Consider the following 12,567-nt stretch of genomic DNA (forward strand, 5'->3'; position numbering starts at 1 on the left):
AAGTTAATTTCCTACTTTTTATTTTTCGTATAAGGCCTCTTTTGGAATTACAACTTCATCAGCATTATTAAAATCTTTAGTTTTTATAGTTATTTTGTTTTGTTCACCTGATTTATCATCAATTTCCGGATAGTATGTGAATGACTCCATGTATTTCGTCTCTATGTCTATAACCATTTCTACATATCCAGAAGTTTCTGTATTAAAGGAGGCTAGTAGACTTTTAAGAAAAGCTGAGTTATTAGCAGTTGCTTTAATAGTTACCTTATTTTTATTTATAGATATTACTTCTAAATCTGTAAACTGATCTATATTAAAATTTTGAAATAAGTCTGCATTATCTTCTACTTCCTTAACAAGCTTAGGGTCTGTTTCGTCTATCCATAATCCTGTAATTGAATTGTTTGTATATACAACTCCATCTTTTGCTAGAAGAGAAAGAATAAGCTTGTCTAGTGGATTGTTTGCACTTTTATTAGTACTAGTTATTTCTTGAACATTAGAATAGGCAAAAGGCTCTTTATTGTAAGTAATGATAGCATTCATATTTACTTCTCCACCTTCATTAGATTCGGAAGTGAAAATAACCCGAACATCAGATAGATAACTGTCTAATGTCTTCATTACTTCAATAGACTGGGGCAGAAGTTCGTCTGCTTTAACATTTTTTTCTACACATCCTACTAATATGCTGGAAATAGATAAAATTGTAATAAGCATAAATAATGTTTTATTTTTTAAAAAAATTGTCATTTAAATCCTCCTTAAAATTCGTCTTATGCTATCGCATGGACTCATGTTACATTCGATTTTAAACTCTAAGCTTTTAAATTTAAAGTGCTTAAAATATTACCAGCCTACTAATTCTTTTAAAAAACCTCAATAGTTCAAAAGTTAGATATCTATATAATATAATTATAATAAAAAAAGGCTAGATTACTCTAACCTTTTTTGTTTAGTAAATATTATTCTGGTTGTGGAGCATCTACTGGACAAACGTTAGCACATGCACCGCACTCGATACATCCTTCTGGATCGATTACGTATTGTGTATCTCCAGCTGAAATAACACTTACTGGACATTCTGGTTCACAAGCACCACAACTAATACATGCATCTGAAATTTTATAAGCCATTATAAATTCCTCCTATATGTAAATATTATTAATAAAACTAACTAACCGTATTATAGCAACATAAGAAGTATAGAATCAATAAAGAAATATAAATATTTCATAAAAATATAAAATATATAATGATTTTCACTCTAATTAGCTAAGTCGAATATGACCTAACTGTCGTAAAATATAAAGTCTCATTATAATTATTATAAAATGTATTAATTTTAATATATTAGATTATTAATATGATATTATTACATCATAAAGAAGTAAATTATGCAGAGGTAATATTATTATTAAATATAAAGTTTTATAGTTGTTAACAAATATTATTGAGCCAGTAAAGGAGAAGTGAGATTTATGGAAGTATTTGTGCTTGTAGGCTCTAGTGGCACTGGCAAAAGCTTTCGGGCTATCAGTGTAGCAAAACAAAGAAATATTGAATATATAATTGATGATGGGCTTTTAATAAAAGGAAATAAGGTTCTTGGAGGTAGTTCCGCTAAAAGAGAGAAGTCAAAGATGTCGGCTATAAAAAGAGCTCTTTTTATTGAGGATGATCATAGAAGAGAAATTATTCAAATTTTAGATAAAGAAAAACCTAATAAAATATTGATTTTAGGTACTTCAGATAAAATGGTGGAGTCTATAGTTGAAACTTTAGAAGTTGGGGAAATTAAAGAATGGATTTTTATAGAAGATGTTGCAAGTAAGGAGGAAATTAAACTAGCACGAAAATATCGGGTAAAGGAAGGTAAACATATTATTCCTGTACCAACATTTGAAATAAAGAAGGACTTTTCTGGATATTTTTTAAATCCATTAAAGATATTTCGAAACTTCAGCAAAGAAGATGCTCACGATTGGGAAGAACGTTCTGTAGTGAGACCAACCTTTAGCTATATGGGAAAATATTTTATTTCAAATGGTGTTATTGAGGATTTAGTATACCATGTGGCTAATAAAATAATAGGTATTTTTAAAATCAATAATATAAATATAAATAATACTAACAATGGGCTTATAATAGAAATAGATGCTAGAATTGTATATGGAAATCCTATTAGACCTTTAGTTGAAAGACTTCAAGAACAAGTTAAAACAGAAATAGAGGATATGACTTCCTTGAATATAGTTTCTATAGATGTAAATGTGAAAAATTTGGTTATATTATAGGATATTATTAGGATTAAGTATGTTATATATATAAAATTTAGTTATACTAGAGTAAAAGGTTTACAATCGGAATATAGGTATGATATAATTCAAATGTACATATTAGGTTAAAGAAATAACGATTGAAAATTGCGACATTTTAGGAAGATGCCCTAATTAGGACGCTTTCTTAAAATATATAACATTATATTTTTTGCATTAATAATTCATTAATAAATTTTTAGGAGGGTATTATAATGGCTGGAAAAGCAAATCCTTTTGAGACCGCTCAACAACAAGTAAAATCAGCATGCGACAAATTAGGTACTGAACAAGCAGTATACGAAATTCTTAAAAACCCAATGAGAACATTAGAGGTTGCTATCCCTGTTAAAATGGATGATGGAACTGTTAAAACTTTCATTGGATACAGAGCACAACATAACGATGCTATTGGACCATTTAAAGGTGGAGTTAGATTCCATCCAGGAGTAAATGCGGATGAAGTTAAAGCTCTTTCTACATGGATGACTTTCAAATGTGGAGTTGTTGGTGTACCTTACGGTGGAGGTAAAGGTGGCGTTATCGTTGATCCTTTCGAATTATCTCAAGGTGAATTAGAAAGATTATCTAGAGGTTACTCAAGAGCTATTGCTCCTATCATTGGAGAAAAAGTAGATATCCCTGCTCCAGACGTTGGAACAAATGGACAAGTTATGGCTTGGTTCGTAGATGAATACCAAAAAGCAACTGGTGAATTTGCTCCTGGAGTATACACAGGTAAGCCAGTATCCTTCTATGGTTCTTTAGCTAGAACAGAAGCTACAGGATATGGAGTTGCTCTTGCTGCTAGAGAGGCTGCTAAAAAAGTTGGTATTGATATGACACAAGCTACAGTAGCTATTCAAGGTTTTGGAAACGTTGGTAGCTTTACAGCTAAATACGTTGCTCAACTAGGAGGAACAATAGTAGCAGTTGCTGACCATACAGCTGGACTTTATAACAGCAAAGGATTCGATGTTGATGCATTAGCTGCATACGTACAAGAGCACAGATGCATTAAAGGATTCCCAGGAGCTGAAAGTGAATTCCCTAAAGAAGATATTATTACTTTCGATGCAGATATTTTATTACCATGTGCATTAGAAAATGCTATAACTTCTGACAATGCTGATGGTGTTAAAGCTAAAATTGTTTGTGAAGGTGCTAATGGACCTACAACTTTAGAAGCTGACAAAATCATGAACGACAAAGGAATCATTGTTGTTCCAGATATCTTTGCTAATGCTGGTGGAGTAACTGTATCATACTTCGAGTGGGTACAAAACTTACAAAGATATAACTGGTCATTTGAAGAAGTTCAAGAAAAGCAAGAAGCATTAATGGTTAAAGCTTTCAATGAAATCTGGGATCTTAAAGAAGAAAAGCAAGTAGAAATGAGAACAGCTGCTTACATGATTTCTATTAAGAGAGTTGCAGATGCAATGAAACTTAGAGGATGGTACTAATTTAAACATTAAATATATAAAAAAACCGAGTTCATTTGAACTCGGTTTTTTATTTAGCCTAAGTTTTAATAAAACTGAATATATATGCTTAATTTTCGAATCATGCTATAATTATATTAATATTCTACATATTGGAGATGATTATTTGAAGCTATTAAGGCAGTTTGGAATTATACTGGGCATACTTTTTGTAGGCGAATTTATAAATAGCTTTACTGCAATTCCTATACCAGGTAATATTTTAGGTATGATAATATTATTGATATCTCTTGTAACTGGTATATTAAAAGTTGAAATGATAAAGGATATTTCAAAATTTTTACTAGATCATCTTGCCTTTTTATTTGTACCAGCTGGTGTTGGTATAATTAAAAATTTTCATCTAGTAAAGGACGACTGGCTGTACATTACAATAATATTAGTTATATCAACTGCATTAGTAATTGCTGTAACAGGATGTACAGTTCAGTTTTTAAAAAGGAGGATTTCAAAATAATGGAACTGTTAAACACACCGGTTTTTGGTATACTTTTATCTATAATATCCTTTGAAATAGGAGGAATTATATATAAGAGAACAAAGCTAGCAGTATTTAATCCCCTTTTTGTGAGCATAATTCTTTCTATAGTATTTCTACTTTATTTTAATATAGATGTGGAGGTTTATGAAAAGGGCGGAAGTTTTATTAACTTCTTTTTAGGGCCTGCAACAGTGATTCTTGCTGTTCCACTTTATAAGCAAATTGACCTTTTAAAGTCTAATCTAATACCTATACTTGGAGGAATATTAGCAGGATCTTTGACTGCCATTGTTAGTGTATGGGTACTTAGTACATTATTTGGTATAGATAGAGTTTTGGTGCTTTCTATGATTCCTAAATCTGTAACTACACCAATAGGAATAGAAATTTCTAACCAAATAGGAGGGATATCTTCTATAACAGTTATGTCTATAATAATAACAGGTAATGTAGGTGTTGTTATGGCAGGGTTTTTGTTTAGAGCATTAAGGATAGAGGATGAAGTGGCTGTAGGTATAGCCTATGGTACTGCTGCCCACGCTTTAGGAACAAGTAGAGCAATGGAAATAGGTGAAAAACAAGGGGCTATGAGTAGTCTTTCAATTGGTGTTGCGGGGCTTATTACGGTTTTGATCGCACCATTATTAATTATATTATTAAATATTTAAAAAGAATTGAAATCTATAGGCAAAGAGTACCCGGATTAGAAGTGCTCAGAGTCATTTTACACCTATAAAATACAATTTAAGGGAGGATGATTATATGCTAAAATTAGAAAATGTCAGTAAGTCTTATAGTAGTGGAAATGTAAAAGCGGTTGATAATGTTAGTTTTGAAGTAAAGCCTGGTGAAATATTTGGTTTTCTAGGACCAAATGGAGCTGGTAAAACTACAACCTTAAAAATGATAGTAGGACTTTTGAAGCCTGATGCAGGAAATATTTTTATAAATGGGCTAGATTTTCAAGAACATTCTTTAGAAGTAAAAAAGATGATTAGCTATGTTCCAGATAATCATGAAGTATATGAAAGGTTAACGGGAATAGAGTATTTAAACTTTATGGGAGACATGTACGGTATTTCAAAGGATATAAGAAGTAAGAAAATAAATGAGTACTTAGAGCTCTTTGAATTAAAAGATGCTGTAGGAGATTTAATTAAAAGTTATTCCCATGGAATGAAGCAAAAGATTGTTTTAATAGGAGCTTTACTAAATGACCCAGAGGTTTTCATATTAGATGAGCCTCTAGTTGGCCTGGATCCCAAGTCTGCTTTTAAGTTAAAGGAAATAATGAGGGATAGATGTAATGCAGGAAAGTCCGTGTTTTTCTCCACCCATGTACTGGAAGTGGCAGAAAAGCTTTGCGACAGAATAGCCATTATACGAAAAGGTCAAATTATCGCTTGTGGAACTATGGAGGAACTAAGACAGCAATCTGAAAGTAAACAGTCATTAGAAAATATCTTTTTGGAGTTGACAGAGTAATGAAGGGGTTAGGTTCTTTATTAAAAACTCAATTGAATGTAAATTTTGGTATTTCTGCTATTAAGTACAAATATTTTAAACAGAAGAAGGAGTTATGGCAGCCAATTATATTTTTAATTGCAATGGCTTCTTTGTTGCCATTATATATAGGCTATATTAAATTACTAGGCGGTGTATTTTCATCTTTGAAGTCCATCAATCAAGAAGGTACTATTTTATTGCTTGGAGTTTTAGGATCTCAGATTATTCTTTTTATATTTGGTATATCTCATATATTTGCAAAGTTTTATTATGCAGATGATTTACAAATTTTAGTACCATTACCTATTAAACCAAGTACAATACTAACAGCTCGTTTTATTACTGTAATGATAAATGAATATTTAACAGTACTTCCGATTATATTACCTATTCTGTTAGTCTATGGAATACAAAGTGGCCTAGGGATATTATATTGGCTATATAGTATTTTAATTATTATTGCTGTTCCTGTTATACCTTTAGCTCTTTCATCTATAGTAGTAATGATTTTCATGCGGTATACAAATATAAAGGGTAAAAGAGACTTAATAAGAGTAATTGGTGGAGTGCTAATGGTTCTAGTTATTTTATTAATACAAGTCATTACTCAAAAAACTGCTACAACTCTTCCTCAAGGGCAAGAAATGGAGTATATTGCTAGTTTACTTAGTGAAAAAAATAGTTTGATTAGACAGATGGGAGTATCATTTCCACCAAGTATTTGGGCATCTACCGCATTGGTCGAGTTTAACAATATAAATGGCCTATTGTCTTTACTTACTTTTATGGGTATTTCTGGACTTATATTTTATGGAATGGTATATATAAGTGAGAAAGTATTTTACAAAGGGTTAATTGGTGGGCAAGAGGTATCGTCTAAAAAGAAAAAGCTGACGGATAAACAGTTTAGTAATCAAATTGGCAAAGTACGACATCCTATTTTGGCCATACTAGAAAGAGATATGAAAATTTTAGTTAGGACACCTATTTTCTTAATGAACTCTATTGGGGCCGTAATAATTATTCCATTTGCTTTAGCAATTCCACTTTTTACTACAGATCCACAGATGCTAAGCACAATTGCACAGTTTTATAAGGAAAGCAATACAATAATAATTAATCTTATATTATCTGCTTTTATAATGTTTATTGCTGCAAATAATGGTATAGGAGCTACAACCTTTTCAAGAGAAGGCAGACAATTTTGGATTTCAAGAGTTGTTCCTATTAAAGTGGAAGATCAGCTTATTGGAAAAATACTAAGCTCTATATTGGTTCAAATATTAGCATTAGTTATAATTTTAGGTGTAGCCCTATTTGTTGTTCCGCTAAAATTATCAACTATATTAATAGTTACTATCTTAGGTCTTTTAGGAGGAATACCTATAACAGAGCTAGCTATACTTATTGATATTGCAAGGCCATTGTTAGATTGGGATAATCCTCAGAAAGCAATGAAACAAAATATGAATGTATTTTTTGCTTTATTGCTTGGAATTGCCTATTTAGTTATTAATGTTTTGCTAGTATTATTTATGTTTAAGATTAAAATAAATTCACTAATTATTTATTTATCTCTAGGGATAATATATATTGTTATATCCATAGTATTGTTTAAGTTTTTGAGTAGCTTTACCACTAAAAGATTTAGAGAAATTGAATAGATTTAAAATAGAAAATACAGCTCTATTGCATATGGAGCTGTATTTTTAATCTTGCATAAACAATTATATTTCCCTGATAATTCCCATAGGTGTCTGTTCTTTACCTTGTCCTAGAGGATTATCTTTAAGTATTTGAACTACTTCATTAAAGTTAATATCCTTATGAGATCCACCTAATATATTGCCTCCTAGGTCATTAATATCTGAAATAACTACCCTAATACCTCCTAGAGCTCTACTAACTTCTTGAGCAACTTCGTCAGGCTTAGCAGGACCTAATACTACATGTGTATTATATGGTGGGATTGTACCAGAGGTAGGCCCATCAATTGCCCTAGCTTTTGGTCCAGCAATTCTATAAAAATCCCCTCTTCTTCTAAAAAGTATTTTGCTTATAGCTCCAACTATAGCTGCAAATAGAATTCTAATAGTTCCACACTCCCTAAGAGCCATTTCCATAGTTTCAGGCATACCTAGTCCTATGCCTGCTGGAGTTTTAGTTACATATTTAGCAAGAAAAGTAGCTAAAGGTCTAGGCTTTATTTCCTTTAAAGGAATAGCTCGACCTTGGGTAATTCCTACTATTTTTTCAGTTATAAATACTATATCTCTCTCTCGTACCTTGTCCTTTAAATATTTACATGCTACATCCACAATATTATCTTCTCGTTTAATTAAATGTGTTTTAACTGGTATTCTCGCAAATTGCTTATTACCAACATTAATACCGAGTTCTTTTCCTGCATTTGCCATCATTTGTTGAGGTTGATCCATAAAAATCCTCCTATTCAAATATTAGTATATTCAACATTATAACCAGAAATTAATACTGCATTCAGAGGGTGTTGTTATCCTGCTGAGCCCGCAATTATGTAAGCTACGGAATAAATCTATGTACTATTAATTTATAATAACCTAATTTTATATATTTGTGAAGCATCAGACCACTTAAATAATTAATATATAAAATATATTTTTATAGTAATAAAGGGTTTAAAAAGAAGGAAAAGGATAAAATTAAGCTAATAGTTGTTACTAATCAATTTGGTTTATGTTATTATATAAAAGGATACTTTATTTTTATCTATGAGCAATGAACCTATAATAGAATTTTAAAGATTTTATGCTATAGTTGTTATAAACAGGAAGTGCCCATGTTTAGTGAGGAGGAGTTCCGTTGTATAGTTATAGAAAATATGTTAGATATTTGATTATTTTAATTACAATTATTAGCTTAAGTGCTAACCTGTTTTTTGCTATTCAGTTAAGATTATTAGGGAAAAAGGTTAGTAATTCCAATATAGTTATATCCACAAGGGTGGAAAGTGCTATTAGGGATACGATGCATTCAATAAAAGGAATAAAAGAAACAGGTGCAAAGGAAGAAATGATCGATTTACAGCGTTCTATTCAACAGCTAGTTTTGATTTTTAATAGTTGGGTTGACTTAAATCAAACAGAAGAAAAACCTAATGAGGCATTAATGAGAGGATTACAAGGACTAGAAACTTTAAGAAGTGCAGTGGTTCATAATTTGAACAATCAGTTTAGTAGCCGTAATGAAAATTTAACAGATTATGATATAGTGTTTTTAGATAAAATTTATGAACAGTTAGATAGATTTTCAGCAGTATACAATAATATTCAAGGACGGGTACAGGAAATTAAAGATCCGGATAATGGTGACGGTGGATTAGGACAGTGGGCAAGTAATATAGAGGAAGTATCTAAACTTTATAGACATAGTCGTATTCCTAATGAGCATCCTGCATATATGCCAATAGACTCAATATTAACAAGGGTAGATAAAATACTTCCTGAGCTTGGTGATTTTTCAGGATCTAAAGAAGTAACAGAAAATGTTCAAATCCGAGATGGTGTTCATTATTATGAAATAAATTATTATACTGAAGATGATTTAGTATATTCAATATGGATAGATGCTGTTAACGGATTCCTTAGACAATTTGAAGATTATACAACAGATGGTAAGGATACACTTGTTTCTGAAGATGAAGCTTCACATATCGCTAAAAAGTTTATGAATAGATTTGAATCCTATGGACAGATGATAGATGGGGTATCGGCAATTACGGATGAAAACACAAAAAATACTATTTATGCATTTCAATTTATTCCTATCTTAGATAATATTACTATGATTAGTGACATAGTTAAAGTAAATGTTTCTTCTCAGGGTGGGAAGGTTATTAAATACTCTAATAACTTTAACGGTACAATAGTACCTATGTCAGAAGTAGTAGTATCCCTAGAGGATGTGGAACAAAAACATAGTGAACAACTTTTAGATATGAAATATAATGGAATAGCAGTTGTTAGGTCATTTTATACCCACTATAGACCAGTAGCTACTTATAGTTATCAATCAACTAAAAAAGAAGACATAAGAAAGCTATATTTTGATATAGTTACAGGAAATCAAGTTTATGAGGCATATTCTATATATGAGCCCGTATCCTATATTTCCACGGAGGAAAATTATTAATGATTATACGTGAAATGGTAGCCGATGATATTGACAATATAAAAAGACTTGACTATAGCTTTAAATCTAATAAATATTATAAGGTTAGTAAGGAAGAGCTTAGTTATAAGTTAGAGATAAAAGAACTGGGAGAAAGTCATGAAGAGAAGTATAGTATTAAATTAATGGATGAGAAAGGTAAATATACGAAGACTTTTTTAATAGAGGAGAATGAAAGAATTTTTGGGTATATAGAGATGTTATATACTCAGCATAATAATCTTCTACAAATAATAAACCTTTGGGTAGAAGAGGATGTGCGCCAAAGAAATATTGGTAGAAAGCTTGTAAAGTCAGCGAAAGGATTTGCTAGATTTAACAAGGCTAGAGGCATTATTGTTCAAGTAGAAAATTATAATTACCCTGCTATTAAGTTTTTTATTAAAGAAGGATTCTATATTTGTGGACTTAATGAAGCTGCTTACGATAATAAAGGTTTATTAGAAGATAGAGTTGAAATACACCTTTTGTTTGATTTTAAATAAGATTACAATCCCTAGAGACCAGAAGGTTTTTAGGGATTTAATATTGGGTATAATAAGCAAAGACATAAGTATATATTTAGTTTTAGAATTATTAGCTGTCAGATATATGGAGAGGAGAGGTTTAGTTGGAGATTATACATAAAGATAATAAAGTAATATTAAAAAACATAAGAGATTTTGAACCCAAGCATATTTTTGAATGTGGTCAATGTTTTAGATGGGACCTAGAGGATGATGGAAGCTATATTGGAGTCGCCTATGGTAAGATTTTAAATGTAAGAAAAGAGGAAGATACAATTGTTTTTAATAATACAAATATAGAAGATTTTAATAACATATGGACTTCCTATTTTGATTTAAATAACAACTACGGAAAAATTAAAGAGGATTTAAGTAAAGATGATGAGGTTATGAAAGACGCTACTAATTTTGGCTATGGAATTAGAATACTTAAGCAGGAACCTTGGGAAACTTTAATCTCTTTCATTATTTCTGCTAACAATGCTATCCCTCGTATAAAAAAATCTGTAAGATTGTTAAGCGAAAATTTCGGGGAATATTTAGGACAATACGATGGAAAGGACTATTATAGTTTTCCAACTCCAGAGGCTATTTATAATTTGTCGGAGGAACAATTAGCAGCCTGCGGAGTAGGATATAGATCTAAATATATTTTAAATACCGCTAGAGCAGTGATTGATGAAAATATTTCTTTGGAACAGCTAAAGGAATTAAATAGTGAAGATTGCTTTGAAGCTATGCGTAGGTTTAGTGGAGTAGGGCCTAAAGTAGCCAACTGCATTTTGGTATTTGCTATGGGAAAAGTAGAAGCAGTTCCTGTAGATGTGTGGGTTAAAAGAGTCATGGAATATTTTTATTTTCATAAAGACACACCTAATAAAAAAATTGAAGAGTTTGCTAGAGATAAGTTTGGAAAATATGGTGGGTATGCACAACAGTATTTATTTTACTATGCTAGAGAACTTGGAATAGGGAAATAGATTATTGTATAGTTTATCACCATGAGAGTTTTAGCTTGAAAAGGATGTAAAATAGTGATAATATCAATACAGTGGAAGATTAGGAATATTAAATATTTAAGTCCCCACATCCATTACGGATGTGGGGATAAAATTTTCATATGTTAAACAACTGGGGGATGAATTGATGTTAGGAACTATTGTAAATGCGATAGCAATTATAGCTGGAGGAATTTGCGGCGTTTTTTTAAGAAAAGGTATTCCAGAAGGGTATAAGGCAACTATAATGCAAGGACTAGGCTTAAGTGTTTTTGTTATAGGCTTATCGGGGGCTTTAGAAACTGGAGATATACTACTTATGATTTCAAGTGTTGTTATAGGCACTATAATAGGAGAAATGGCAAAAATAGAAGATAGGCTAGAAAATGTAGGGAAATGGCTAGAAACTAAGGTTGGTAACAAGGAAGGTGGAATTGCTAAGGGTTTTGTTACGGCTAGTCTAATTTATTGTGTTGGAGCTATGGCGATTATGGGTGCTCTAGAAAGTGGACTAACTGGTAATCATGAAATTTTATTGGCTAAATCTCTGATTGATGGTATTTCTGCAATAATTTTTTCATCTACTTTAGGTATAGGAGTTGCATTTTCTGGTATAGCGGTTTTTATTTATCAAGGTTTAATTACTATTACAGCTACATTTATGAAACCATTCTTGGTAGAAACTGTAATAGCAGAAATGTCTGCTATAGGTGGACTATTAATTATAGGTATTGCATCTAATATAATGGAGGTGAAAAGAATAAAGGTAGGTAATATGCTACCAGCTGTATTTATACCAATAATATATTACATAGTACAGCCTTATATATTAAAATTAGTAGGATTAATAGGCTTTTAACTAAAAATATTTAGAAGATACTAAAAAAATATTAAAAAATTAGTAAAACAGTGAAATATGGAGATATAAAGAAAAAAACGAATATATCTTTCGATAATAGAATATAATAGCCAATATTGGCATTTGCTAGCAAAATCACTTTTAGATAACATTATAAATGTAATTAGCACTCACTTAGTACGAGT

General features: G+C 31.0%; 13 protein-coding genes. 10 read left to right on the forward strand and 3 right to left on the reverse strand.

The features are described from left to right. Positions 1-18: 18 nt before the first annotated feature. Together KQI88_RS09870 and KQI88_RS09875 are read right to left on the reverse strand one after the other, a co-directional pair. Positions 19-753 (reverse strand): hypothetical protein, encoded by a 735-nt coding sequence (locus KQI88_RS09870; protein WP_216416839.1) that lies wholly within the window; start codon positions 751-753, stop codon positions 19-21. Positions 754-965: 212 nt separating this feature from the next. Further along, on the reverse strand, positions 966-1,136 hold the full coding sequence (locus KQI88_RS09875; RefSeq protein ID WP_216416841.1) for a 4Fe-4S binding protein: 171 nt from the start codon (positions 1,134-1,136) through the stop codon (positions 966-968). Between the two features lie 345 nt (positions 1,137-1,481). On the opposite strand from KQI88_RS09875, the gene KQI88_RS09880 reads away from it, so the two are divergent. The 6 genes from KQI88_RS09880 (at position 1,482) to KQI88_RS09905 (ending at position 7,474) form a co-directional block, all read left to right on the forward strand. After that, positions 1,482-2,297 (forward strand): Asp23/Gls24 family envelope stress response protein, encoded by an 816-nt coding sequence (locus tag KQI88_RS09880; RefSeq protein ID WP_216416843.1) that lies wholly within the window; start codon positions 1,482-1,484, stop codon positions 2,295-2,297. A 236-nt stretch (positions 2,298-2,533) separates the two neighbouring features. Further along, a complete protein-coding gene (locus tag KQI88_RS09885) occupies positions 2,534-3,784 on the forward strand; it encodes a Glu/Leu/Phe/Val family dehydrogenase (protein WP_216416845.1) in 1,251 nt (416 codons plus the stop codon). A 145-nt stretch (positions 3,785-3,929) separates the two neighbouring features. After that, positions 3,930-4,280, forward strand: a complete 351-nt coding sequence (locus tag KQI88_RS09890) for a CidA/LrgA family protein (RefSeq protein WP_216416846.1) — start codon at positions 3,930-3,932, stop codon at positions 4,278-4,280. Next, positions 4,280-4,972, forward strand: a complete 693-nt coding sequence (locus KQI88_RS09895) for an LrgB family protein (RefSeq protein ID WP_246579226.1) — start codon at positions 4,280-4,282, stop codon at positions 4,970-4,972. The genes KQI88_RS09890 and KQI88_RS09895 overlap by 1 nt, the downstream gene beginning before the upstream one ends. 94 nt (positions 4,973-5,066) lie before the next feature. After that, the gene (locus KQI88_RS09900; RefSeq protein WP_216416848.1) at positions 5,067-5,789 is read left to right on the forward strand and encodes an ABC transporter ATP-binding protein; all 723 of its coding nucleotides are present in this window, start codon (positions 5,067-5,069) and stop codon (positions 5,787-5,789) included. Next, positions 5,789-7,474: a putative ABC transporter permease subunit gene (locus tag KQI88_RS09905; protein WP_216416849.1), complete on the forward strand. Its 1,686-nt coding sequence runs from the start codon at positions 5,789-5,791 to the stop codon at positions 7,472-7,474. The genes KQI88_RS09900 and KQI88_RS09905 overlap by 1 nt, the downstream gene beginning before the upstream one ends. A 63-nt stretch (positions 7,475-7,537) precedes the next feature. Here KQI88_RS09905 and KQI88_RS09910 read toward each other — a convergent pair whose 3' ends face one another. After that, positions 7,538-8,248, reverse strand: coding sequence for a coenzyme F420-0:L-glutamate ligase (locus KQI88_RS09910; RefSeq protein ID WP_216416852.1), 711 nt, complete (start codon positions 8,246-8,248; stop codon positions 7,538-7,540). Positions 8,249-8,651: 403 nt separating this feature from the next. Between KQI88_RS09910 and KQI88_RS09915 the strand changes: the two genes are divergently transcribed. The 4 genes from KQI88_RS09915 to KQI88_RS09930 all read left to right on the forward strand — a co-directional run bounded on the left by KQI88_RS09915 (position 8,652) and on the right by KQI88_RS09930 (position 12,382). Continuing rightward, positions 8,652-9,980 carry a YcdB/YcdC domain-containing protein gene (locus KQI88_RS09915; protein WP_216416853.1) on the forward strand — a complete coding sequence of 443 codons (1,329 nt, stop codon included), beginning with the start codon at positions 8,652-8,654 and terminating at the stop codon, positions 9,978-9,980. Next, on the forward strand, positions 9,980-10,504 hold the full coding sequence (locus tag KQI88_RS09920) for a GNAT family N-acetyltransferase (protein ID WP_216416855.1): 525 nt from the start codon (positions 9,980-9,982) through the stop codon (positions 10,502-10,504). Before KQI88_RS09915 ends, KQI88_RS09920 begins: the two co-directional genes overlap by 1 nt. Before the next feature lie 125 nt (positions 10,505-10,629). Further along, entirely contained in the window at positions 10,630-11,505 is an 876-nt protein-coding gene (locus KQI88_RS09925) for a DNA-3-methyladenine glycosylase family protein (RefSeq protein WP_216416857.1), read from the forward strand. Positions 11,506-11,671: 166 nt separating this feature from the next. Beyond that, entirely contained in the window at positions 11,672-12,382 is a 711-nt protein-coding gene (locus tag KQI88_RS09930) for a DUF554 domain-containing protein (protein WP_216416859.1), read from the forward strand. Positions 12,383-12,567 lie beyond the last annotated feature (185 nt).

Source organism: Alkaliphilus flagellatus (genome assembly GCF_018919215.1).
GTDB classification, from domain to species: domain Bacteria; phylum Bacillota; class Clostridia; order Peptostreptococcales; family Natronincolaceae; genus Alkaliphilus_B; species Alkaliphilus_B flagellatus.